Raw genomic sequence first — 22,790 nt, forward strand, 5'->3', positions numbered from 1 at the left:
GCACTGAAAGGCCCACACGGGCGATGCCGGCGCGCTGCAGGCTGTCCATGACCTTGACCACGGTTTCGTATTTCACAGTGCGGTCGGCGCTGATGACCACGGCGGTGTTGGTTCCGTCACCCACCAGGCGTTTGACGCTGGCGGCAACGCTGCCCAAGCTGGCGCTGTCGGTCTTACCGTTGCTCACCAGTTCCAGCCGTTCGTCTTTCTGGATCACGACCTGAACCACTTGGTCAGGTTGTTTGGCGGCCTTGCCCACGCTGGGCAGGTCCACCATGCTGGGCGTGATCATCGGCGCCGTGACCATGAAAATGATGAGCAGCACCAGCATCACATCGATGAAGGGCACCATGTTGATCTCGGAGATGGTGCGGCGTCCACGGCCACGGGAGGAAGCAGCGGGCATGGTGGTCCTTTCAGTGGCCGGAGGCCGAGCTGCCCGCGCTGGACGAGCCCAGGCTGCGTTGCAGGATGTTGGAGAACTCTTCGATGAAGGTTTCCAGCTTGATGGCGATGCGGTCCACGTCGTGCGAGAAGCGGTTGTAGGCGAGCACCGCCGGGATGGCTGCAAACAGGCCAATGGCGGTGGCGACCAGCGCTTCGGCGATGCCAGGCGCCACCACCGCCAGCGTGACTTGCTGCAAGCTGGCCAGCCCGGTGAAGGCGTGCATGATGCCCCACACGGTGCCAAATAAGCCCACATAGGGAGAGATCGACCCCACCGAAGCCAGGAAGGCCAGTTGCGATTCGGCCACATCCATTTCGCGCTGGAAGCTGGCCCGCATGGCGCGGCGTGCGCCGTCGAGCAAGGTGCCTGCGTCGGTGATGCGGCGCTCGCGCAGTTTTTGGTATTCGCGCATGCCGCTGGCAAAAATGCGTTCCATGGGGCCGGACAGCTTGGCGTTCTGGCTGGCGGCATTGAACAGCTCGTTGAGGCTGGTGCCAGACCAGAAGACGCGCTCAAATTCGTCGTTCAGGCTTTTGATGCGTTTGATGGCCGTGATCTTGCGCACGATGGCCGCCCAGCTGGACACCGAGATGCCAAGCAATATCAGCACCACCAATTGCACGACAAAACTGGCCTCGAGCAAGAGCGAGACGATGGACATGTCTTGGTTCATTTCAGGGCTTCCAGAACGGGGGCCGGGATGCGGCCAGGTTTCAAGGTGTGGCTATCGACCCAGCCCAGGCGAATCGTGCCTTCGGCCAGAAGTCGGTCGCTTGTGGGGGTTGGGCCCGCTGTGCGCAGGTAGGCACGCTGGGCAATGGTCAGGCTGGCTTTGCCGCCGGTTTGCAGCTCGGCGGTCACCACCAGGGTGTCGTCCAGCCGGGCGGGTGCGTGGTATTTGACGGCGGTCTCACTCACCACAAACATGCCGCCCGATTGGTCGCGCAGCACTTGCTGGCCAAAGCCCAAGGCGCGCAACCACTCGGTGCGGGCGCGCTCAAAAAACTTGAGGTAGTTGGCATAAAACACGATGCCGCCCGCGTCGGTGTCTTCCCAATAAATGCGGATGGGGTGTTCAAAAACGCTGGGGCTCACATCGCTGCTGTTCATGGCTGCAACCAGGCTTTGAGGCGGGCGATGGCGGTTTGCAATTCGGCCATCGAGTTGGCGGTGGAAAAGCGCACAAAGCGGGCGGTCTGGTCGGTGCCAAAGTCGCGCCCGGGCGTGATGGCCACATGGGCGTGTTCCAGCGCGGCAAAGGCGAAGTCCCAGCTGTCTTTGAGGTCCAGTTTTTGGCAGGCTGCGCTGCAGTCGGCCCAGGCGTAAAACGCGCCATCGGGGGCGACAGGCACGGTCAGGCCCAGCGCGTTCAGGGCCGGGATGAAGTAGTCACGCCGCGCTTTGAATTCGGCGCGGCGGCGCTCGTATTCGGCCAGGCTCTCGGGCTCAAAGCAGGCCAATGCCGCCTGTTGCGCCACGGTGCTGGCGCAAATGAACAGGTTTTGCGCCAGGCGCTCCAGCACGGGCGTGAGCTGCTCAGGCACCACCAGCCAGCCCAAGCGCCAGCCGGTCATGTTGAAGTATTTGCTGAAGCTGTTGATGCTGATGACGTCGTCTCCCAAGGCCAGGGCGCTTTGGCCGAACTGGTCGTCATGGCTCAGGCCGAGGTAAATCTCGTCGATCAGGGTGATGCCGCCGTGGCTGCGCACCACACCGATGATGCGGGCCAGCTCGGCCGGATCAATCGAGGTGCCGGTGGGGTTGGAGGGCGAGGCCAGCAAGACGCCTCGGGTATTGGGGCCCCAAGCGGCGGCCACCTTGACAGCGCTGAGTTGAAAGCGCTCTTCGGCCGTGGTGGGCACCAGCACGGCTGTGCCTTCGGCCGCGCTCACAAAGTGGCGGTTGCAGGGGTAGCTCGGGTCGGGCATCAGGATTTCATCGCCCCGGTCAATCAGGGCCAGGCAGGCCAGTTGCAAAGCCGCGGATGCGCCCGCAGTGACCACGATGCGGCTGGCGGGCACCTGCACGCCAAACCGCTGCGTGTACCAGCCGCTGATGGCCTGGCGCAGGGCGTCCAGGCCCAGCGCGGGGGTGTATTGGGTTTGGCCGGAGGCGACCACGGCCTGCGCGGCGGCTTGCACGCGGGGTGGGGCGGTGAAGTCGGGCTCGCCGATGTTCAGAAACACCACGGGCCGGTCGGTGTGCGCGACCTCGCGGGCTTTTTGCGAAGCGGCTTTGGCCACTTCCATGACCCAAAAGGGCTCGATCCGCTCGGCTCGCTCAGAGATGCGCATGGTGTGGGCTTTTATTTGGCGCGGCCGGACTGGCGGTCGGCTTGCACTTCGGCGCTGCGGAGGTCAGGGGCCAGGCCGTTGAGCACGGCGTTCACGTACTTGTGCCCGTCGGTGCCGCCAAAGTCCTTGGCCAGCTCGATGCATTCGTTGAGCACCACGCGCCAAGGCACGTCCAGGCAGTGCTGCATTTCGTACACGCCAATCCACATGATGGCCCGCTCGACCGGCGAGATTTCGGCAAAGCTGCGGTCCAGCTTGGGAGCGATCAGAGCGTCCAGGGCTTGGGCTTGTTCCACACAACCATAGAGCAGGGCGTCGTAATGGGCCGAGTCGGCTTTGTGAAAACCCGACAGGTCGCGCGTGAAGACATCGATATCGGCCGCTTCGTTGCGGCCCACCAGGTGCTGGTACAGCGCCTGCAGGGCAAATTCGCGCGACCGGCTGCGGGCGGGTTTGGCCGATGATTTGCGCGTGCCAGCTGCTGGGGCTGGGGCAGGCTTTTGGCCTGCGTCTGTGGTGCCCGGTGTGGGTGTCGCTTCGCTCATCGGGGGGTCTCTTCGTCGTCCAGATCATCTGCCAGCTCGGCCATGTCGGCCGACAGGTCGTCCATGATGCAGGCCATCTCGACCGCCACGCGGGCCGCGTCGCGGCCTTTTTCGGTCTGGCGCACGATGGCTTGTTCCAGGTTTTCGGTGGTCAGGATGGCGTTGGCGATTGGCAGGTTGTAGTCGAGTGCCACGCGGCTCACGCCAGCTCCGGATTCGTTGGCCACCAGCTCAAAGTGGTAGGTCTCGCCGCGGATGATGCAGCCCAGCGCGATCAGCGCGTCGTACTCGGCCCGCTCGGCCATGGCCTGCAGGGCCACGGGCACTTCCAAGGCACCGGGCACCATGACGTGGTCGATGCTGGTCACGCCCAAGGCTTCGAGCTCTGCGATGCAGGCTTTGGCCAGGGCGTTGGTGATGTCTTCGTTGAAGCGGGCTTGCACGATGCCGATGTGCAGAAATTGGCCGTCGAGTTCTTCGGCCTGGCCTTTGTTGGCTTCGAGCATGTTTATTCCTTGGGGATGTAAGCTGTGATTTCGAGACCGTAGCCGGTCATGCTGGGCATGCGGCGCGGCTGACCCATGAGGCGCATTTTGTGCACGCCGCATTCGCGCAGAATTTGTGCGCCCACGCCGTACGTGCGCAGGTCCATCTTGCCGCGCTCGGGCGCTTGGGCGGAGCGGGCGCGGCCTTCAAATTGGGCCAGCAATTGGTCGGCTGACTCGCCGCAGTTGAGCAGCACCGCAACGCCACAGCCTTGGGCGTTGATGTAGCTCAGGCTGGCGTCCAGGCCCCACGAATGCATGGCGCGGTTGACTTCGAGGGCGTCGAGCACCGACAGCGGCTCATGCACGCGGACCGCCACCTCGGTCTCTGGCGTCCATTCGCCCTTGACCAAGGCCAGGTGCACAGCTTGGTTGGTTTGGTCGCGGAAGGCGTGTGCGGTGAACTCGCCATGCGCAGTTTGCAGTGGGCGGCTGCCAATGCGTTCAACCAGCGACTCGTTGCGGCTGCGGTGCTCGATCAGGTCGGCGATGGTGCCGATTTTCAGGCCATGCTCGGCCGCAAAGATTTGCAAGTCCGGCAAGCGGGCCATGGTGCCGTCGTCGTTCATGATCTCGCAGATCACCGATGAGGGGCTGCAACCTGCCATGGCGGCCAGGTCGCAACCGGCTTCGGTGTGGCCGGCACGCATGAGCACACCGCCATCCACCGCTTGCAGCGGGAAGATGTGGCCGGGTTGCACCAGGTCGGTGGGCTGGCTGGTCTTGGCCACGGCTGCTTGCACCGTGCGGGCACGGTCGGCGGCCGAGATGCCGGTGGTCACGCCTTCGGCGGCTTCAATCGACACGGTAAACGCCGTGCTGTAGACGGTGCCGTTGCGGGCGGCCATGGGCGGGAGCTTGAGGAATTCGCAGCGCTCGCGGGTGAGGGTGAGGCAAATCAAGCCCCGGCCAAAGCGGGCCATGAAGTTGATGGCTTCGGGCGTGACATGGTCAGAGGTCAGGACCAGGTCGCCTTCGTTTTCTCGGTCTTCTTCATCGACCAGGATCACGATGCGGCCGGCTTTCATCTCGGCCACGATCTCTTCGACGGGCGAGATCGCCACGGGTGTCAGTTGCTCTGGGGCGTTCATGCGGGGTCTTTCTGGATCAGGCCTGCGCTGAGCATGCGCTCCACGTAGCGGGCCACGGTGTCGATTTCAAGGTTGACCCGGCTGCCTGCTTTCAAGCTGCCGAGGGCGGTGTTGTCCACGGTGTGCGGAATCAGGTTGATGCTGATCTCGCAGCCATCGGCCAGATCGGCCACGCGGTTGACCGTGAGGCTCACCCCGTTGACGGTGATCGAGCCTTTGTAGGCCAGGTATTTGGCCAGCGCGAGCGGGGCCAGAATGCGCAACTCCCAGCTTTCACCGATTTGCTCGAAATGGCTGATGTGGCCCACGCCGTCCACATGGCCGGACACGATGTGACCGCCCAGGCGGTCATGGGCGCGCAGCGCTTTTTCGAGGTTGACAGTGCCTTGCTGGTCCAAGCCGCTGGTTTTGTCCAGCGATTCGGCCGAGATGTCGATGGTGAACTGACGGCTCTCGGGGTTGAAGGTGGTGACGGTCATGCAAGCGCCGTTCAGGGCGATGCTGTCGCCCAGGCCCACATCGTCAAGGTACCCGGCGGGGGCCTCGATGGTGAGGCGCTTGCCGTGGTGTAAAGAGCGACCCAGGTCGTGGGTGGCGACGATTCGCCCCACGCCGGTGATGATTCCGGTGAACATAGCTGTCTATTTTCGCAGGTAAAGAGGGTGAATCGGGGTGGTTGGCAACAAAAAAGGACACCAATTTGAAGCCAAGCCGCCTTACAAGGCTCAGGGTAAACCAAGGCACCCGGGGCCCGGGTGTGTGCCTAGAATGTTGCATTGCAGCAGATTTTTCAATTGCAGTGCCCCATCAGGAGTTTTCATTGCCGGTCAAATCCCAAGCCAAGTCCCCAGCCAAGCCGTTCCCGGCAGAGCCCACCGCCCGCAAGCCTGTGCCCGGTGCCGTGCGCACGATCAAGAAATACCCCAACCGGCGCTTGTACGACACACAAACCTCCTCTTACGTGACCCTGGCCGAGATCAAGAAGCTGGTCATGGCCGCATCGCCCATGGTGGTGTTGGACGCCAAAACCGGCGAAGATCTGACGCGCTCCATCTTGCTGCAGATCATTTTGGAAGAAGAATCCGCGGGCGTGCCCATGTTCAGCGAGGCGGTGCTGTCCAACATCATTCGTTTTTATGGCCACGCCATGCAGGGCCACATGGGCTCTTATCTGGAAAACCATGTCCAGTCCTTCATGGACTGGCAAAGCAAGCTGGGCGAGTCCAGCCCGGCCCTGAGCCCGGAAGTGTGGTCGCAGTTCATGCAGTGGCAAACGCCTTTGATGCACAACATGTTTTCTGGCCTGGCCAATCCCTCGCAAAACGTGATGGCGCAAATGCAGGACCAGATGCAAAAGCAGATCCAGAAGAACACCGAACAGCTCTTGGGCGTCATGGGTTTGAGGACTTGATGGGCGCTGCAAGCCCACTTCAAACCCCTTTTGTCACAAGCCGGTCGTTTTTGCGGGGACAATGCGGGGATGAGTGAAATGACCGCTACCGCTTCCTTGCCTGCCAGCCAGCCCGCCCCCAAAGTGGGTTTCGTCAGCTTGGGTTGTCCCAAAGCGCTGACCGATTCCGAGCTGATCCTCACCCAACTGAGCGCCGAGGGCTACCAGACTTCCAAGACTTTTGAGGGCGCTGACCTCGTCATTGTCAACACCTGTGGCTTCATTGATGAAGCCATCCAGGAGAGCCTGGACACGATTGCCGAAGCCCTGAACGAGAACGGCAAAGTGATCGTGACCGGTTGCTTGGGCGCCAAAACAGGTGAGGGCGGTGGCAACATGGTGCGGGAAATGCACCCCAGTGTGTTGGCCGTGACCGGGCCGCACGCCACCCAAGAGGTGATGGACGCGGTGCACACGCACCTGCCCAAACCGCACGATCCCTTTCTGGATTTGGTGCCTGGTGGCTTTGGCGAGGCGGGCCTCAAGCTCACGCCACGCCACTACGCGTATTTAAAAATCAGCGAAGGCTGCAACCACCGCTGCACCTTTTGCATCATCCCGTCGATGCGGGGCGATCTGGTCTCGCGCCCGATTGGCGATGTGCTCAAAGAAGCCAAGGCCTTGTTTGAAGGCGGCGTCAAAGAACTGCTTGTGATCAGCCAGGACACCTCGGCTTACGGCGTGGATGTGAAATACCGCACGGGTTTTTGGGACGGCAAACCGGTCAAGACCCGCATGCTGGAGCTGGTGCAGACGCTGGGAGAGATGGCCCGCGAGCACGGTGCCTGGGTGCGTTTGCACTATGTCTACCCTTATCCGAGCGTGGACGACATCATTCCCTTGATGGCGCAGGGCCTGGTGTTGCCTTATTTGGATGTGCCCTTTCAGCACAGCCACCCCGATGTGCTGCGCCGCATGAAGCGCCCGGCCAGCGGTGAAAAAAATCTGGAGCGCATCCAGCGCTGGCGCGAGTTGTGCCCCGAGTTGGTGATTCGCAGCACCTTCATTGCCGGTTTCCCGGGCGAGACCGAAGAAGAGTTTGAGCACCTGCTGGGCTTTTTGCGCGAAGCGCAAATCGACCGCGCGGGGTGTTTTGCCTACAGCCCGGTCAAGGGCGCAACGGCCAACGACTTGCCTGGCATGCTGCCCGAGGCACTGCGTGAAGAGCGCCGCGCCCGCTTCATGGCGGTGGCCGAAGAGGTGTCGATCGCCCGCTTGCAACAACGCGTGGGCGCAACGATGCAGGTGCTGGTGGACAGCGCGCCGGCCATGGGCCGACGCGGCGGGGTGGGGCGCAGCTTTGGTGACGCTCCCGAGATCGATGGCGTGGTGCGTTTGCTGCCGCCTGAGAAGATCAGCAAAACCCTCAAGGTGGGTGAATTCACCCGCGCCCGCATTGTCAGCGTGGAAGGCCACGACCTGGTGGGGGTGCCGGTTTGAGGGGGTGCTGCGCACTGCGGGCTCGCTTTCGGGCGGCCCGGTTGCGCAGCATGCTCCAAGGCTTGAATGCACTGAGCTTTCAACCCGGGCTCAGCGTTTCAGGCAACAAAAAAGCCGTTGATCGGAAATCAACGGCTTGTTGTGTTTTTAACGCATCGAATGCGATGCGTTTGGTGCCCAGAAGAGGACTCGAACCTCCACGATGTTACTCGCTAGTACCTGAAACTAGTGCGTCTACCAATTCCGCCATCTGGGCATCTCAGGAAGCCTCTGATTATAGGTCAACGGGTGCGCATCTTCGGGCGAATCAGCGTAAATGTGCAAAAATTTCCAAACGCTGCCACGCAGGTCAAAAAAAAGCCGATGACGTGAGGTCATCGGCTTTTTCAGGTTTTTGTTTGTTTAAGATGGTGCCCAGAAGAGGACTCGAACCTCCACGATGTTACTCGCTAGTACCTGAAACTAGTGCGTCTACCAATTCCGCCATCTGGGCATCTCAGGAATCCAAGGATTGTATATTAAAAAAGTAGCTCCAACCAGCGGGATGCTGGACGAAATTGAAGGTCAGGTGCAAGGTCACCGCGATGGCCATGGCTTTCTGATTCGCGAAGATGGCGAGTCGGACATCTACCTCTCGCCCAACGAGATGCGTGCTGTGTTGCATAAGGACCGTGTCAAGGTGCGCATCGTGCGACAGGACCGCAAGGGCCGACCAGAAGGTCGCATTGTTGAGATCGTTGAGCGCCCCGAGCAACCCATCATCGGACGCTTGCTCCAAGAAGGCGGCTTGTGGCTGGTGGCCCCCGAGGACAAACGCTACGGCCAGGACGTGATGATCCCCAAAGGGGCCACGGGCACGGCCAAGCCGGGCCAGGTGGTGGTGGTCGAGTTGACCGAGCCGCCTGCCTTGTTTGGGCAACCTGTGGGCCGCGTGAAAGAAGTGCTGGGCGAGATCGATGACCCGGGCATGGAGATTGAGATTGCGGTGCGTAAGTACAGCGTGCCGCACGAGTTCTCTGCCGAATGCATAGACCAAGCCAAAGGCCTGCCCGACAAGGTCCTCGCCAAGGACCGCAAGGACCGGGTGGATTTGCGCGATGTGCCCTTGGTCACGATCGACGGTGAAGACGCCCGCGACTTTGACGATGCCGTGTATTGCGAACCGGCCAAGGTGGGCCGTGGCAAGGGATGGCGTTTGCTGGTGGCGATTGCCGACGTGAGCCACTATGTGCAAACCGGCAGCGCCATTGACATCGATGCCTATGACCGGGCTACCAGCGTGTATTTCCCGCGCCGCGTGATCCCCATGTTGCCCGAGAAATTGTCCAACGGCCTGTGCTCGCTCAACCCGGATGTGGACCGTTTGTGCATGGTCTGCGACATGCTGGTCAACGCCAAAGGCGATGTGCACGCCTACCAGTTTTACCCGGCAGTGATGCACAGCCATGCACGCTTTACTTACACCGAAGTGGCGGCCATTTTGGCCAACACCCGTGGACCGGAAGCGGCCAAGCGCAAGGAGCGCGTGACCGACTTGATGAACCTGCAGGACGTGTACAAAGCACTGCTGGCTTCGCGTGCGGTGCGTGGTGCAGTGGACTTTGAAACCACTGAAACGCAAATCGTGTGTGACGAGAGCGGCCGCATTGAGAAGATCGTGCCGCGCGTGCGCAACGAAGCGCACCGTTTGATTGAAGAAGCCATGCTGGCGGCCAACGTCTGCAGTGCCGATTTCATCCATCAAGGCAAGCATCCGGGTTTGTTCCGCGTGCACGAAGGCCCGACGGCCGAGAAAAAAGATATCCTGCGCAATTACCTCAAGGCGCTGGGCTTGGGCATGGGCATCAGCGACGATCCGCACACCAGCGAGTTTCAGAAAATTGCGCTTGCCACCAAGGACCGTCCAGACGCGCAGCAGATCCACACCATGCTGCTGCGCTCCATGCAGCAGGCTATATACACCCCGGTCAACAGCGGCCACTTTGGTTTGGCCTACGAGGCTTATACGCACTTCACCAGCCCCATCCGGCGCTACCCGGATTTGCTGGTGCACCGGGTCATCAAGGCGATTTTGCTGGACCGCAAATACACCTTGCCCAGCTTGCCCGTGCCCGGCGAGGCGCATGCCAAGCTGAGCAAACGGCTGGAGAAAAGCCGTGCGGCCAAAGGCGACGCGCCCGAGTCGTCTGCGCCACGGGTGCGCATGTCGGCCGCAGACCAACGCGCTTGGGAAGCTGCGGGCCTGCATTGCAGCGCCAACGAGCGCCGCGCCGACGAGGCCAGCCGCGATGTGGAAGCCTGGCTCAAGTGCAAGTACATGCGTGAGCATTTGGGTGAGGAATACAGCGGTGTGGTGTCTGCGGCCACCAGCTTCGGCATCTTTGTGACCTTGGACACTTTGTATGTCGAGGGGCTGGTGCACATCACCGAGCTGGGCGGTGAGTATTTCCGCTTTGACGAGTTGCGCCAGGAGTTGCGCGGCGAGCGCACAGGCATCCGTTATGCCATTGGCAGTCGGGTGCAGGTACAAGTCAGCCGGGTGGATCTGGACGGGCGCAAGATCGATTTCCGTCTGATGACAGCGGGCGACGATTTGGTGCCGCGGGCCATGCGCGACAAAGGCGTGTTGGGCCCAGCAGAAGGTGGGCGCGACAAAAAGCGGGGTGCTCAGGACCGTCGCCAGGCCGACGCCGAGCGCAACCGCTCACCCATCCAGGCGCTCAAGGCTTCGGTGAAAAAAGCGGCCGCCAAGAAAAAAGGCGCCAGGACCACCAAGCCTCGGCGCTGAGGCCGTTCATGTCAGTCGCTGCTTAGGCCAGCCGATGTGCCAGTCGGCTGGCGTTGAGTGCCTCGCCTTGCGGCCAAGTGTCTGCCACCTGACCGTGCTGCGCCACGGCCGCGCAGGCTGCATCGAATGAGCTCAAGCCTTGCGCCATGCGTGCGCCCACCAGTCCGGCCAGCACATCGCCTGTGCCGCCGATGGCCAGTCGGCCGTTGCCCGTGATGTTGATGCGCGGCGTTTGTCCCGGCGCGGCGATCACGGTGCCCGAACCCTTCAGGACCACGCTGCATTGGAAACGCTCGGTCAGTTCTTGCGCCGCTTTGAGGCGGTCGTTTTGCACCTGGGCCGTGTTGCAGCCCAGCAGTCTGGCCGCTTCCAGGGGGTGGGGTGTGATGACGGTGGCTTGTGGTGCCGGGTGCGCAGCCCGCTGGCGCAGCGCGTCTTGAAGTGCGCTGCCCTGCGCCACGGCATTGAGGCCATCGGCGTCCAGCACCAGACAGCGACTCCGCTTCAGCACCTCGGGCAAGAGTGCTTGCACAGCCGTGCCGCCACCGCAGCCGCACACCACATGGAGTTTTTCAAGCTCAAGCTGCATGAATTCGCGTTGCATCACATCGGGTGGGGCGCTGTCGCTGGCCTGGCCGGACAACAGACTCAAAATGACACGCCCCGCACCCGCGTGCAAGGCGGCTGTGGCCGCCAAAACGGCCGCGCCACCCATGCCCATGCCGTTTGAGGCCATGCCTTCTCCACCGATCACCGCCACATCGCCGTGGCTGCCTTTGTGGCTGGCGTGGGGTTTAGGTGCTGATGTGTAGGGTTGATTGAGCCAGGCCAGAGGCGGGACGCTGTGCTGGCTGTGGCGATAGCCCAAGTCTTCGAGCCAAATTTGGCCGCTGGCGTCGCGTCCATGCCCCATGAGCAGACCGGCTTGCACCGCGATGAGGCTCAGGGTGTGGTCGGCATGCACGGCCATGGCGTCCCCGCTGTCGTCGCCCAGCCACTGGCCCGATTGCGGGTTCAGCCCGGTGGGCACGTCGATGGCCAGCACGGGTGCCTTGCCCTTTTGCATGGCCTTCACGCAAGCTTGCAAATCGGCGCTCAAGGGCCGCGAGGCGCCGATGCCCAGCAGCGCGTCGATGCACAGTTCTTGCGCGTCCAGCTGAGCAAGCCATTCGGTGGGCACGCCAGACTGAATGTGCACGCCTGCTTGCTGTGCCCGTTGCAAGGCCGCCTGGGCATCTTCCCGGCCTGGGCCGTCTGAGCTCAGCAGGCTGACCACCACTTCTTTGCCCCATTGGTGCAGGTGCAAAGCGGCCTCCAGTCCGTCGCCGCCGTTGTTGCCTGGGCCTGCGGCGACCCAGATGCGCCGGGCATGCGGCGCCACGGCCAGGGCCAGCCGGGCGCACGCCAGACCTGCGCTTTGCATCAAAGACGTCGGGCTGAGGGCCTGCAGCGCAGGTTCGAGCTGCCGCACCTGCGCTGCCCCCAGGACAGGCCAGGCGTGTGAGCGGCTCAGGATGTGCATGGCTTCAGTGCTGTTGCAGCAAGGGTTCGAGCAGCAAGGCCAGCTGCAAAATGGTGTCGTCGTGCATGGCCGCGTGCCAGGCCATCAAGCCCACAGGCAGTTCGCCCGGCGCATGGCAGGGCAGGGAGATGCCGCAGCCGTCCAGTGTGTTCACGGCGCTGGTGTTGCGCAGCAGCAGACCGTTGACCCGGAAGAACTCGGCATCGCGCTCAGCGCCCGGGGCGACATCGCTGATTTTGGGTCCGGTGATGGGGGTGGTGGGCGAGAGCACAGCGTCGTAACCCACCAGCGCTTTTTCGACGCGGCGAATCCATTGCTGGCGGGCCTGCACCAAATCCATGTATTCATGGGCTTTCATGCTCGAGCCGCGCATCAGGCGCTGCAGGACGCGGGGGTCGTAATGTTCACTGTCCCGCTCCAGCCATTCGCGGTGCCAGGCAAAGCCCTCGGCCGGGCTGAAGCCGCCGGTGCTCATCATCGGGGCCAACTCGTTCAGCTCGCTCAGATGGATCTCGTCGATGCGCGCCCCGGCAGCGCGCAGGCTGTTCAGGCTGCGCTCAAAAGCCCGCGACACTGTGGCGTCCATGCCGTCTTGCATCAGGTGCCTGACCACCGCCAGGCGGTAGCCGGACAGCGGCCGCTGCCCCAAGGGGACGCGTCTGGCCGAGAGCACCTCGTGCGCCAAAATCGCGTCGCGCACGCTGCGCGTCATGGCGCAGACGGTGTCGAGTGTGGTGGACAGGGGCAGGGCGCCTTGTGTGGGCACCAAGCGGGCGGTGTTTTTGAAGCCCACGATGCCGTTCAGCGCAGCGGGCACCCGGATGGAGCCGCCCGTGTCCGAGCCCAGGCCGATAAAAGCGGCGCCGGTGGCCACCGAGACGGCCGCGCCGGAGCTCGAGCCGCCGGGCGCATAGGCCTGCTCGTGGGTGCCGACGACGTGGTCGTGGAGTCCGTCCCAGGCGGCGGGTGTGTCGTAATGGGGGTTGGTGCCCACGCCCGAAAAAGCAAATTCGACCATGTTCGTGCGCCCGATCAGGCCCGCACCTGCAGCCCGCAAACGCGCGACGGCCAGGCAGTCTGCTGGGGCCGGGGGCTGGTCTTTCATAACGATGGAGCCGGCCTGGGTGACCTGCCCTTGAACGTCAAACAGGTCTTTGATGGACACCGCCAGGCCCGCGAGCGGGCTTTGGCCCACTTGGGGCTGACTGGCTGTTTGCTGCAGTGCTTCGGGTGTCAGTTGCATGAAGGCATGCTTGCAGGCTGGGCTTTGCGCCACAGCCAAACACGCTTGAGCAACGACTTGGGGCGTTGTGGACCCGGCCCGAATGGCTTGCCGGGTGGCGATCAGGTCAGCTTTCATGAGGAGAGGTCACTTTCGGGTGGGTCAGGATGCTATAATCCTAAGGCTTTGCTGAGTGCAGGTGCTGTCTTTTGAGTGTCATGTCCAACACACGTCAAACAGTTCTCAATCACAGCGAAGTTCATCCGCGAATCCGTCCCGTCAAGGTGTTGCGCCCAGTTTTTTAAAGGCTGCGCGTGATCAGTGGACCGGATTTTAGACCCAACCTTTGGAGTATTTTTATGTCCGTTACCATGCGCGAAATGCTGGAAGCCGGTGTCCACTTTGGTCACCAAACCCGCTTCTGGAACCCCAAGATGGCCCCGTTCATCTTCGGCCACCGCAACAAAATCCACATCATCAACCTGGAAAAATCGCTGCCGATGTTCCAGGACGCGATCAAGTTCGCCAAGCAGCTGTCTGCCAACCGCGGCACCATCTTGATGGTTGGCACCAAGCGCCAAGCCCGTGAGCTGGTGGCTGCCGAAGCCCAGCGCGCTGGTGTGCCTTTCGTCGACCAGCGCTGGCTGGGCGGCATGCTGACCAACTTCAAGACCGTCAAGACCTCGATCAAGCGTCTGAAGGACATGAAGGCTCAGCAAGAAGTCGGCCTCGATAGTCTGAGCAAAAAAGAACAGCTGATGTTCAAGCGCGAGATGGAAAAGCTCGAAAAAGACATCGGTGGCATCCAGGATATGGCGGCTTTGCCTGATGCGATTTTCGTGATCGACGTCGGCTACCACAAGATTGCCATCTCGGAAGCCAAGAAGCTGGGCATCCCACTGATCGGTGTGGTGGACTCCAACCACTCGCCCGAAGGCATCGACTACATCATCCCCGGCAACGACGACTCGGCCAAGGCCGTGGCTTTGTACGCCCGTGGCATCGCTGACGCGATCATCGAAGGCCGTGCCAATGCGGTCAACGACGTGGTCAAGGCCGTGACCGAAGGCTCCGACGAATTCGTCGAAGAAGCCAACGCTTCTGCCTGAGTTCCCAACACTCGATGAAAGGGGCTTTGTGGCCCCTTTTTTTTAATCTGACTTTTAGACTGAATACGGAGAAATCAAATGGCTGCAATTACCGCAAGCATGGTCGCTGAACTGCGCGCAAAAACCGACGCCCCCATGATGGAGTGCAAAAAAGCCCTGACCGAAGCCGAAGGCGACATGGCCAAAGCTGAAGAGCTGCTGCGCGTCAAGCTGGGCACCAAGGCTGGCAAAGCCGCTTCCCGCGTGACCGCCGAAGGCGTGGTGACCAGCTTTGTGAACGGCACCACAGGCGCCATGATCGAAGTCAACTGCGAAACCGACTTCGTGACCAAGAACGACAGCTTCCTGGCTTTGGCCAACGCCGCTGCCAAATTGGTGGCTGAGCACAACCCTGCCGACATCGCTGCTTTGGGCGAGTTGCCATACAGCCAGGACGGCTTTGGCCCCACTCTGGAAGAAGTTCGCAAGGGCCTGATCGGCAAGATCGGCGAGAACATGAGCTTCCGCCGCTTCAAGCGCGCTGCTGGTGCAGCCAAGATTGCCAATTACTTGCACGGCACCCGCATCGGCGTCTTGGTCGAGTACGAAGGTGACGAAACTGCGGCCAAAGATGTGGCCATGCACGTGGCTGCGATGAAGCCCGTGTCCTTGACCAGCGCCGAAGTGCCCGCCGAGTTGATCGAAAAAGAGCGCTCGGTCGCTGCGGCTAAGGCCGCCGAGTCCGGCAAGCCTGCGGACATCGCCACCAAAATGGTCGAAGGCTCGGTGCAGAAGTACCTCAAAGAAGTGTCTTTGTTCAACCAGTCCTTCGTCAAGAACGACAAGCAGACCGTCGAGCAGATGCTCAAGGCCGCTGGCACCACCGTGAGCGCATTCACTTTGTACGTGGTGGGCGAAGGCATTGAGAAGAAGGTCGACGACTTCGCCGCCGAAGTGGCTGCCCAAGTGGCTGCCGCTCAAGGCGCAGCCTGAGTTCATGCCTCTGCTGATTTGCCAACCCATCGTCCACATTGAACCCCAAGGAGCCCCTCATGTCTTCAGCCAAGCCAGCCTTTAAGCGCATTTTGCTCAAGCTGTCCGGCGAGGCCTTGATGGGGGACGATGCCTTTGGCATCAACCGCGCCACCATCGTGCGCATGGCCGAAGAGATCGCCGAGATCAACCGGTTGGGCGTGCAGGTGGCGGTGGTCATTGGTGGCGGCAACATCTTCCGCGGTGTGGCCGGGGGGGCTGTGGGCATGGACCGTGCCACGGCCGATTACATGGGCATGCTGGCCACGGTGATGAACTCCCTGGCCTTGGCAGACGCCCTGGACAAGGCGGGCCTGACGGCTCGCGTCATGTCGGCCATTGGCATCGACCAAGTGGTGGAGCCCTATGTGCGCCCCAAGGCCTTGCAGTACCTCGAAGAGGGCAAGGTCGTGGTGTTCGCGGCGGGCACGGGCAATCCGTTTTTCACGACCGACACGGCGGCTGCTTTGCGCGGTGCCGAGATCGGTGCCGAGATGGTGCTCAAGGCCACCAAGGTCGATGGTGTCTATACCGCCGATCCGAAAAAAGACCCCTTGGCCACGCGTTACAGCGAAATCAGCTTCGACGAGGCCATTTCGCGCAATTTAGGCATCATGGATGCCACGGCTTTTGCCTTGTGCCGCGACCAGAAACTGCCGATCAAGGTGTTTTCGATCATCAAGAACGGCGCTTTGAAGCGCGTGGTGCTGGGTGAGGACGAAGGCACCCTGGTTTATGCTTGAGCCCGTTCTGACGAGGAGAACCCCATGACCATTGCAGACATCAAGAAAACAACCGAAACCAAAATGGAGCAATCCATTGCGGCCTTCAAAAACAACCTGACCAAGATTCGCACCGGGCGTGCCAATCCGGCCTTGCTCGACACCATCCATGTGGATTACTACGGCTCCATGGTGCCTTTGTCGCAAGTGGCCAACGTGTCCTTGATGGACTCGCGCACCATCAGCGTGCAGCCTTGGGAAAAAGGCATGGGCGCCAAGATCGAAAAAGCCATCCGCGAAAGCGAGCTGGGCCTGAACCCCGCTTCCATGGGTGATCTGATCCGCGTGCCCATGCCCCCCATGAGCGAAGAGCGCCGCAAGGAAATGACCAAGCTGGCCCGCACAGAAGGCGAGAACGGCAAGATTGCCATTCGCAACTTGCGCCGCGATGCCAATGAATCGGTGAAGAAACTGGTCAAGGACAAGGAAGCGTCCGAGGACGATCAAAAGCGTGCCGAGGCCGATGTCCAGAAGCTGACCGACAAACGCATGACCGAAATCGACCAGTTGGTGGCTGCCAAAGAACAAGAGATCATGGCGGTTTGAGTTTGAATGGGGTGCCGTGGCTCATCACGGCCTGATGGGCCGCCCACTTGGCGGCCTTTTTTATTTGGCGGCCCTTTTTATTTGCCGGCCTTTTTCTCAGGAGAATCCTTGCTCAAACAACGCGTCATCACCGCCTTGGTCCTGCTGGCCTTGTTGCTGCCCGCTTTGTTTGCGGTCAATCCCTGGCCCTTGATGGCGCTGACCTTGGTGCTGATCACCGCGGGTGCTTGGGAGTGGGGGCGGCTCAACGGTGTGGGACCTGTGCAGGCTTGGATGGGGGCGCTGGCGTGTCTCGCCGCTTGTGCCCTGTCGATCGCGTCGGGTTGGCTGCAGTCGACCCCGCCTCAGTTGTGGCTGATCGCCGGGGCCATGTGGGTTCTGCTGGGAGCCTGGATGATCCAGCGCGGTGTGTCCGCTTGGGCGCTTTGGCCGCGCCTTGTGCGTTGGTGGGCGGGTTTGTTCTTATTGGCCCTGGCATGGTTGGCCTTGGCCCAAGCCCACCAGAGGGGCGTTAACTTTCTCCTGTCGGTGCTGGTCCTGGTTTGGGCCGCCGATGTGTTTGCCTATTTCTTTGGCCGAGCCTTGTGCGGTCGGTTCGTTTCCTTCAAACTGGCCCCAGCCATCAGCCCAGGCAAGAGTTGGGAAGGCGTCTTCGGTGGCATGCTGGGGGTCTTTTTGGTGTCCTGGCTTTGGACAGTCTTTGATCGGACCCACAACCCGATCACACCCAGCTTTTACACGCTGCTTTGGGCCCGAGGCGCTGGGGTGGCCGTACCGGCATTGCTGTTCATGTCGGCCATGAGCGTGGTGGGCGATTTGGTGGAGTCTTTGGTCAAACGCAGCGCGGGCATGAAAGACAGCTCAGGCCTGTTGCCTGGTCACGGCGGCGTGCTCGACCGCGTGGACGCCTTGCTGCCGACTTTGCCCTTGGCCATGATGCTCGTGGCCTGGATTTGATGTGGAGACCTCTGGCATGAACAAACAGCAATGCATCACGATTCTGGGCTCAACCGGCTCGATTGGCACCAGCACACTCGATGTGCTCAGCCGCCACCCCGCGCAATACCGCATCCACGCCCTGACGGCCTCCAGCCAGGTGGACCTGATGCTGGCCCAGTGTGGGCGTTTCAAACCCGAAGTGGCCGTGATGGTGCAGGAGTCGGCTGGCCGGCAACTGGCCGAGAGGGTCAAGGCTGAAGGTCTGCCCGTTCAGGTGCGCTGGGGTGCTGCGGCTTTGGACGAGGTGGCTTCGGCCCCGCAGGTGGACGCTGTGATGGCCGCCATTGTGGGCGCGGCGGGTTTGTCGCCCTGCATCGCGGCTGCGCGTGCGGGCAAGCGCTTGATGCTGGCCAACAAAGAAGCCTTGGTGGTGGGCGGCGATGTCTTCTTGCGGGCCGTGCGCGAGGGTGGGGCGCTGCTGCTGCCCATCGACAGCGAGCATTCGGCGATTTTTCAGTCCTTGCCCGAAGACGCATCGAGCTGGCAACGGCGCGTTCAAAAGATCATCCTGACAGCCTCTGGCGGCCCGTTTCGCACCCGCGACCCCCGCACCTTGAGAGAGGTGACCCCTGAGCAGGCCTGTGCACACCCCAACTGGGTCATGGGGCGCAAAATTTCCGTGGATTCGGCCACCATGATGAACAAGGCTTTGGAGGTGATCGAGGCGCGTTACTTGTTTGGTCTGTCGCCCGATCAGTTGGAGGTGGTCATTCACCCGCAAAGCGTCATCCATTCCATGGTGCAGTACCGCGACCATTCGGTGGTGGCGCAGCTGGGCACGCCCGACATGCGCGTGCCCATTGCCTATGGTCTGAGCTGGCCAGAGCGCATCGAATCGGGCGCGGCAGCGCTGGACTTTCACGCGCTGGCCGCCATGACCTTCGAAGCCATGGATGAGCCCGAACATGTGCTGCGCTTTCCTGGTTTGCGACTGGCCTGGGAAACCTTGAGGGGTGCGCCAGGCAGCTGTGCCATCTTGAACGCGGCCAACGAAGTGGCTGTGGAGGCTTTCTTGAACAAACGCATACGCTTTGACCAGATCCATGAACTCAACCGCGCCACGCTGGACAGTTTGCAGTGCTCGCCACCCGAGTGTCTGGATGACTTGCTGGCCCTCGATGCGCGCAGCCGCCAGGAGGCTGAGCGCAACCTGACCCGCCTGGCATGAAAATACAAACGTGGTGAGCCCTGTCCAAGGTGGCTGCAGCCTGGTCCTGATGTATTATCTTTTGATGCATTTGGTCGGCTCTCTGTGAGCTGCCAAAACTCCCAACCCAGACCCGTTTCTTGCCTTAAAGGCTTGCGAGTGTGAGTTGGGGTCCGGTTTTCAAAGCCTGACTTCACCCCTGAAGAAGGCTTGGTTTTAGAACGATTGCAACATGAATTTTCCTGATTTTCGCGCCCAAGTCTTGCCTTCAGCCTTGAAGGCCCTGGCCTGCGCCATGCTCAGCTTGCCTGCTTGGGCCGTCGATCCTTTCACCGTGCGCGACATCCGTGTCGAGGGTTTGCAGCGGATCGAGCCTGGCACTGTGTTTGCGTCTTTGCCTTTGCGGGTGGGCGACCGTTACACCGATGACAAAGGCGCCTCCGCCATTCGTTCCTTGTTCGCCTTGGGCTTGTTCAAGGATGTGCGCCTGGAGACCCAGGGCGATGTGCTGGTGGTGGTGGTGCAAGAGCGCCCCTCGGTGGCCTCAGTAGAGTTCATCGGGCTCAAGGAGTTCGACAAGGATGTTCTGGTCAAGGCTTTGAAGGATGTGGGACTGTCTGAAGGACGGCCTTTTGACAAGGCTTTGGCCGACAAGGCCGAACAAGAACTCAAGCGCCAGTACATCAGCCGCAGCCTTTATGGTGCCGAGGTGGTGTCCACCGCCACGCCCATTGACCGCAACCGGGTGAATCTGACATTCACCATCACCGAGGGCGGTCCCGCCAAAATAGCCCAGATCGACATTGTGGGCAACCAGGCTTTCAGCGACGCCACTTTGCGCGACCAGTTCAATCTGGACACAGGTGGCTGGATGAGTTGGTACACCAAGTCCGACCGGTATTCGCGCACCAAGCTGAACGCGGATCTGGAAGCCTTGCGCTCCTTTTACCTGTCTCAGGGGTTTTTGGAGTTCCGCATCGACTCCACCCAGGTGGCGATGTCGCCCAACAAGCAGGACATGGCGATCACCATCAACATCACCGAAGGTGAGCGTTTTGTGATCTCTGGCGTCAAACTGGAGGGCAATTACCTCAACCGTGATGACGAGTTCAAAGCGCTGGTCAAGATCGCTGTGGGCAAGCCTTACAACGCCGAGACCGTGGCCGAAACCACCAAGGCTTTCACCGATTACTTTGGAAAATTCGGCTTTGCTTTTGCCCGTGTCGAGGCCAAGCCCCAAATTGACCGGCGCAACAACCGTGTGGCGTTTGTTCTGCAAGCCGAGCCTTCGCGCCGAGCCTATGTGCGCCGCATCCAGGTGGCAGGCAATGACCGCACCCGCGATGAAGTCATCCGCCGCGAATTCCGCCAGCTTGAAGCGGCTTGGTACGACGGCGACAAAATCCGTCTTTCTCGTGACCGCGTTGACCGCCTGGGCTATTTCACCCAAGTGAACGTGGAAACGCTGGAGGTGCCCGGCGCGCCCGACCAGGTGGATCTGTTGTTCACGGTGGCCGAAAAGCCCACGGGCAGCATTTCTTTGGGCGCGGGTTTTTCTTCCGCTGAAAAAGTGGCCTTGAGCTTTGGCATCCGCCAGGAGAACGCTTTTGGTTCTGGCAATTACCTGGCCGTGGAAGTCAACACCAGCAAGTTCAACCGCAATTTGGTGCTCAGCACCACCGACCCGTACTTCACGAAAAATGGCATTTCCAGGACGGTCGATCTGTTCCAGCGCACCACGCGACCTTATTTGGGGGACGTGAATGCTTATCAACTGATCAATTCCGGCGCTGGTTTGCGTTTTGGTGTACCCGTGACGGAAACGGATACAGTCTTTGTGGGGGCCAACGCCGAGCAAACCGAAATTCGTGAAGGCACGGGTTTGCCGGATGCTTACCGAGCCTATGGCCAAAAATTTGGTGCCACCAGCACAGCCTTGCCTTTGACTTTGGGTTGGGCCCGGGACGGACGAGACAGTGCATTGGTACCCACCCGAGGCAGCCTTCAGCGTGTCAATGCCGATGTGAGCGTGGGGGGAGATGTTCGCTATGTGCGGGCCAGTTACCAATACCAGCAGTATTACCCTCTCAGCAAAAAATACACCTTGGCATTCAACACAGATCTGGGCTGGGGCCAAGGTCTGAAAGGCCAAGAGTATCCATTGTTCAAAAACTTTTATGTGGGCGGACTGGGCAGCGTTCGAGGGTTTGAGCAGTCGACCTTGGGACCTTCAGAGCCCAACAGCGCAACCAATCCAGCATTGATTTACTTGGGCGGACCTAAAAAGCTGGTTTTTAACACCGAGTTGATCATGCCTTTTCCGGGTGCGGGCAACGACAGAACCCTCAGGTTGTTTGGATTTACCGATATAGGCAGTGCTTTTGGCGAGAATCAACAGGTCTCAGCCGATGCCTTGCGCGCCTCTGCAGGTGTGGGTCTGAGCTGGATCTCGCCCATGGGTCCTTTGCGTTTTTCTTATGCCACGCCGATCCGCAAGCAGACAGGCGATAAAATCCAGCGACTTCAATTCCAAATTGGAACCTCTTTCTAATGAACACGTTTCGTCAAAAAATCACCATGGCCTTGTTGGCCGCTGCAGCTTGTGTGAGCGGTATGGCTCAGGCTCAGGACATCAAGATGGGCTTTGTCAACACCGAGCGCATCTTCCGTGAGGCCGCGACCGCCAAGCAGGCGCAGGCCAAGTTGGAGCAAGAATTCTCGCGCCGTGAAAAAGAGTTGGTAGACACCGGCAACAGCCTCAAGCTGGCCTCTGAAAAGTTCGAGCGCGAAGCCCCCACCTTGGCCGAGTCCCAGCGCACGGCCCGCCAAAAGCAGTTGATCGAGCAAGACCGCGAATTCCAGCGAAAGCGCCGCGAGTTTCAGGAGGACCTGAATGCCCGCAAAAATGAAGAGCAACAAATCGTGGTCGAGCGGGCCAACCGCGCCGTCAAGCAGGTGGCTGAATCTGAAAAATACGATGTGATTTTTCAGGAAGCGGTCTACATCAACCCCAAGCACGACATCACCGAAAAAGTCATCAAGGCGCTCAACGCCTCGACGGCCAAATAAGCCCGTCTGACGTGACGGGTACCGCCCAGTGTCTTTGACGCTCGCCACACTGGTTGATCGGCTTGGTGGGCGTTTGTGCGGTGACCCTGCTTGGGTGATCGCTGGCCTGGCGCCCTTGCAAACGGCGCGGACCGATCAGATCAGTTTTCTCAGCCACCCCAAATACCAAAACCAACTCGCGGCCAGTCAGGCCGGTTGCGTGATCGTGGCGCCCGCTTTTGAAGCGCTGGCCAGCCAGGGACGCTCCGTCATCGTCACCGAAGACCCCTACCTGTATTTTGCGCGGCTGACCCGTTTGTGGAAGCAGACCCAGCAAGCTGTTCAGGGGCCTCGCATCCACCCCACCGCCGTCATCGACCCCAATGCTTGGGTGGCCGATGACGCAGTGGTTGGCCCCTTGTGTGTGGTCGAGCGTGGTGCCAAGGTCGGGTCCGGCTCGGTGCTCAAGTCGCGTGTGACCTTGTCCGAGGGCTGCTCGGTGGGGGCGCGTTGCATCCTGCATTCTGGGGTCGTGGTGGGCGCTGACGGTTTTGGGTTTGCTCAGCACCAAGGCCAATGGGAAAAAATCGAACAATTGGGGGCGGTGCGCATCGGAGATGATGTGGAAATCGGGGCCAACACCTGCATCGACCGCGGCGCGCTCGAAGACACCGTCATCGACAATGGCGTCAAGCTCGACAACCTGATCCAGATTGGCCACAACGTGCACATCGGTGCGCACACCGCCATGGCCGGCTGTGTGGGGGTGGCGGGCAGCGCGCGCATCGGTGCCCATTGCACCG

Annotated in this window: 22 protein-coding genes and 2 tRNA genes; 12 read left to right on the top strand and 12 right to left on the bottom strand. The window is 61.0% G+C overall.

Annotated elements, in window-relative coordinates:
* The 8 genes from QZ190_RS08145 to QZ190_RS08180 all read right to left on the bottom strand — a co-directional run.
* Positions 1-406, bottom strand: a 406-nt coding sequence (locus tag QZ190_RS08145) for a biopolymer transporter ExbD (RefSeq protein ID WP_291915274.1), incomplete at its 3' end; no start/stop codon positions are given.
* A gap of 10 nt (positions 407-416) precedes the next feature.
* Positions 417-1,121 (bottom strand): protein TolQ, encoded by a 705-nt coding sequence (gene tolQ, locus QZ190_RS08150; protein WP_291915275.1) that lies wholly within the window; start codon positions 1,119-1,121, stop codon positions 417-419.
* Positions 1,118-1,558, bottom strand: a complete 441-nt coding sequence (locus QZ190_RS08155; protein ID WP_291915276.1) for a YbgC/FadM family acyl-CoA thioesterase — start codon at positions 1,556-1,558, stop codon at positions 1,118-1,120. Before QZ190_RS08155 ends, tolQ begins: the two co-directional genes overlap by 4 nt.
* Positions 1,555-2,742 (bottom strand): pyridoxal phosphate-dependent aminotransferase, encoded by a 1,188-nt coding sequence (locus tag QZ190_RS08160; protein ID WP_291915277.1) that lies wholly within the window; start codon positions 2,740-2,742, stop codon positions 1,555-1,557. The genes QZ190_RS08155 and QZ190_RS08160 overlap by 4 nt, the downstream gene beginning before the upstream one ends.
* An 11-nt stretch (positions 2,743-2,753) precedes the next feature.
* Positions 2,754-3,287 (bottom strand): transcription antitermination factor NusB, encoded by a 534-nt coding sequence (gene nusB, locus QZ190_RS08165; protein ID WP_291915278.1) that lies wholly within the window; start codon positions 3,285-3,287, stop codon positions 2,754-2,756.
* Positions 3,284-3,793 carry a 6,7-dimethyl-8-ribityllumazine synthase gene (gene ribH / locus QZ190_RS08170; RefSeq protein ID WP_291915279.1) on the bottom strand — a complete coding sequence of 170 codons (510 nt, stop codon included), beginning with the start codon at positions 3,791-3,793 and terminating at the stop codon, positions 3,284-3,286. Before ribH ends, nusB begins: the two co-directional genes overlap by 4 nt.
* Before the next feature lie 2 nt (positions 3,794-3,795).
* Positions 3,796-4,923 (bottom strand): bifunctional 3,4-dihydroxy-2-butanone-4-phosphate synthase/GTP cyclohydrolase II, encoded by a 1,128-nt coding sequence (gene ribBA, locus QZ190_RS08175; RefSeq protein ID WP_291915280.1) that lies wholly within the window; start codon positions 4,921-4,923, stop codon positions 3,796-3,798.
* The gene (locus QZ190_RS08180) at positions 4,920-5,558 is read right to left on the bottom strand and encodes a riboflavin synthase (protein WP_291915281.1); all 639 of its coding nucleotides are present in this window, start codon (positions 5,556-5,558) and stop codon (positions 4,920-4,922) included. Before QZ190_RS08180 ends, ribBA begins: the two co-directional genes overlap by 4 nt.
* A 254-nt stretch (positions 5,559-5,812) precedes the next feature.
* Here QZ190_RS08180 and phaR point away from each other — a divergent pair, with 254 nt between their 5' ends.
* A complete protein-coding gene (gene phaR / locus QZ190_RS08185; RefSeq protein WP_291915289.1) occupies positions 5,813-6,334 on the top strand; it encodes a polyhydroxyalkanoate synthesis repressor PhaR in 522 nt (173 codons plus the stop codon).
* A 69-nt stretch (positions 6,335-6,403) separates the two neighbouring features.
* On the top strand, positions 6,404-7,813 hold the full coding sequence (gene rimO / locus QZ190_RS08190; RefSeq protein ID WP_291915282.1) for a 30S ribosomal protein S12 methylthiotransferase RimO: 1,410 nt from the start codon (positions 6,404-6,406) through the stop codon (positions 7,811-7,813).
* A 171-nt stretch (positions 7,814-7,984) separates the two neighbouring features.
* On the opposite strand, the gene QZ190_RS08195 is transcribed toward rimO, so the two are convergent.
* A tRNA-Leu gene (locus tag QZ190_RS08195) sits at positions 7,985-8,069 on the bottom strand.
* A 152-nt stretch (positions 8,070-8,221) separates the two neighbouring features.
* Positions 8,222-8,306: transfer RNA gene (locus QZ190_RS08200), tRNA-Leu, on the bottom strand.
* Positions 8,307-8,357: 51 nt separating this feature from the next.
* Between QZ190_RS08200 and rnr the strand changes: the two genes are divergently transcribed.
* Complete coding sequence (gene rnr, locus QZ190_RS08205) at positions 8,358-10,601, top strand: ribonuclease R (RefSeq protein ID WP_291915283.1); 2,244 nt, start codon at positions 8,358-8,360, stop codon at positions 10,599-10,601.
* A gap of 22 nt (positions 10,602-10,623) precedes the next feature.
* Here rnr and QZ190_RS08210 read toward each other — a convergent pair whose 3' ends face one another.
* Positions 10,624-12,123, bottom strand: coding sequence for an NAD(P)H-hydrate dehydratase (locus tag QZ190_RS08210; RefSeq protein WP_291915284.1), 1,500 nt, complete (start codon positions 12,121-12,123; stop codon positions 10,624-10,626).
* A gap of 4 nt (positions 12,124-12,127) precedes the next feature.
* Complete coding sequence (locus QZ190_RS08215) at positions 12,128-13,483, bottom strand: amidase (RefSeq protein WP_291915285.1); 1,356 nt, start codon at positions 13,481-13,483, stop codon at positions 12,128-12,130.
* 221 nt (positions 13,484-13,704) lie between these two features.
* On the opposite strand from QZ190_RS08215, the gene rpsB reads away from it, so the two are divergent.
* The 9 genes from rpsB to lpxD form a co-directional block, all read left to right on the top strand.
* A complete protein-coding gene (gene rpsB, locus QZ190_RS08220; RefSeq protein ID WP_062405026.1) occupies positions 13,705-14,454 on the top strand; it encodes a 30S ribosomal protein S2 in 750 nt (249 codons plus the stop codon).
* A 78-nt stretch (positions 14,455-14,532) separates the two neighbouring features.
* Entirely contained in the window at positions 14,533-15,426 is an 894-nt protein-coding gene (gene tsf / locus QZ190_RS08225) for a translation elongation factor Ts (protein ID WP_053176622.1), read from the top strand.
* Between the two features lie 59 nt (positions 15,427-15,485).
* On the top strand, positions 15,486-16,208 hold the full coding sequence (pyrH, locus tag QZ190_RS08230; protein ID WP_090139365.1) for a UMP kinase: 723 nt from the start codon (positions 15,486-15,488) through the stop codon (positions 16,206-16,208).
* 24 nt (positions 16,209-16,232) lie between these two features.
* The gene (frr, locus tag QZ190_RS08235; RefSeq protein ID WP_062405022.1) at positions 16,233-16,793 is read left to right on the top strand and encodes a ribosome recycling factor; all 561 of its coding nucleotides are present in this window, start codon (positions 16,233-16,235) and stop codon (positions 16,791-16,793) included.
* A 108-nt stretch (positions 16,794-16,901) separates the two neighbouring features.
* The gene (locus tag QZ190_RS08240) at positions 16,902-17,750 is read left to right on the top strand and encodes a phosphatidate cytidylyltransferase (RefSeq protein ID WP_291915286.1); all 849 of its coding nucleotides are present in this window, start codon (positions 16,902-16,904) and stop codon (positions 17,748-17,750) included.
* A gap of 16 nt (positions 17,751-17,766) precedes the next feature.
* The gene (gene ispC, locus QZ190_RS08245) at positions 17,767-18,960 is read left to right on the top strand and encodes a 1-deoxy-D-xylulose-5-phosphate reductoisomerase (RefSeq protein ID WP_291915287.1); all 1,194 of its coding nucleotides are present in this window, start codon (positions 17,767-17,769) and stop codon (positions 18,958-18,960) included.
* Positions 18,961-19,234: 274 nt separating this feature from the next.
* Complete coding sequence (bamA, locus tag QZ190_RS08250; protein ID WP_291915290.1) at positions 19,235-21,490, top strand: outer membrane protein assembly factor BamA; 2,256 nt, start codon at positions 19,235-19,237, stop codon at positions 21,488-21,490.
* A 26-nt stretch (positions 21,491-21,516) separates the two neighbouring features.
* A complete protein-coding gene (locus QZ190_RS08255) occupies positions 21,517-22,008 on the top strand; it encodes an OmpH family outer membrane protein (RefSeq protein WP_291915291.1) in 492 nt (163 codons plus the stop codon).
* A 28-nt stretch (positions 22,009-22,036) separates the two neighbouring features.
* On the top strand, positions 22,037-22,790 hold a 754-nt coding region (gene lpxD, locus QZ190_RS08260), incomplete at its 3' end, for a UDP-3-O-(3-hydroxymyristoyl)glucosamine N-acyltransferase (RefSeq protein WP_291915288.1).

This window comes from Limnohabitans sp. (assembly GCF_017848645.1).
In the GTDB taxonomy this organism is placed as follows: domain Bacteria; phylum Pseudomonadota; class Gammaproteobacteria; order Burkholderiales; family Burkholderiaceae_C; genus Limnohabitans_A.

Excerpts from the sequence above, each read along its gene's own strand:
- tolQ (WP_291915275.1), bottom strand. The coding sequence starts at position 1,121 with ATGAACCAAGACATGTCCATCGTCTCGCTCTTGCTCGAGGCCAGTTTT.
- QZ190_RS08155 (WP_291915276.1), bottom strand. The coding sequence starts at position 1,558 with ATGAACAGCAGCGATGTGAGCCCCAGCGTTTTTGAACACCCCATCCGC.
- QZ190_RS08160 (WP_291915277.1), bottom strand. The coding sequence starts at position 2,742 with ATGCGCATCTCTGAGCGAGCCGAGCGGATCGAGCCCTTTTGGGTCATG.
- nusB (WP_291915278.1), bottom strand. The coding sequence starts at position 3,287 with ATGAGCGAAGCGACACCCACACCGGGCACCACAGACGCAGGCCAAAAG.
- ribH (WP_291915279.1), bottom strand. The coding sequence starts at position 3,793 with ATGCTCGAAGCCAACAAAGGCCAGGCCGAAGAACTCGACGGCCAATTT.
- ribBA (WP_291915280.1), bottom strand. The coding sequence starts at position 4,923 with ATGAACGCCCCAGAGCAACTGACACCCGTGGCGATCTCGCCCGTCGAA.
- QZ190_RS08180 (WP_291915281.1), bottom strand. The coding sequence starts at position 5,558 with ATGTTCACCGGAATCATCACCGGCGTGGGGCGAATCGTCGCCACCCAC.
- rimO (WP_291915282.1), top strand. The coding sequence starts at position 6,404 with ATGAGTGAAATGACCGCTACCGCTTCCTTGCCTGCCAGCCAGCCCGCC.
- rnr (WP_291915283.1), top strand. The coding sequence starts at position 8,358 with ATGCTGGACGAAATTGAAGGTCAGGTGCAAGGTCACCGCGATGGCCAT.
- QZ190_RS08210 (WP_291915284.1), bottom strand. The coding sequence starts at position 12,123 with ATGCACATCCTGAGCCGCTCACACGCCTGGCCTGTCCTGGGGGCAGCG.
- QZ190_RS08215 (WP_291915285.1), bottom strand. The coding sequence starts at position 13,483 with ATGAAAGCTGACCTGATCGCCACCCGGCAAGCCATTCGGGCCGGGTCC.
- rpsB (WP_062405026.1), top strand. The coding sequence starts at position 13,705 with ATGTCCGTTACCATGCGCGAAATGCTGGAAGCCGGTGTCCACTTTGGT.
- tsf (WP_053176622.1), top strand. The coding sequence starts at position 14,533 with ATGGCTGCAATTACCGCAAGCATGGTCGCTGAACTGCGCGCAAAAACC.
- pyrH (WP_090139365.1), top strand. The coding sequence starts at position 15,486 with ATGTCTTCAGCCAAGCCAGCCTTTAAGCGCATTTTGCTCAAGCTGTCC.
- frr (WP_062405022.1), top strand. The coding sequence starts at position 16,233 with ATGACCATTGCAGACATCAAGAAAACAACCGAAACCAAAATGGAGCAA.
- ispC (WP_291915287.1), top strand. The coding sequence starts at position 17,767 with ATGAACAAACAGCAATGCATCACGATTCTGGGCTCAACCGGCTCGATT.
- bamA (WP_291915290.1), top strand. The coding sequence starts at position 19,235 with ATGCTCAGCTTGCCTGCTTGGGCCGTCGATCCTTTCACCGTGCGCGAC.
- QZ190_RS08255 (WP_291915291.1), top strand. The coding sequence starts at position 21,517 with ATGGCCTTGTTGGCCGCTGCAGCTTGTGTGAGCGGTATGGCTCAGGCT.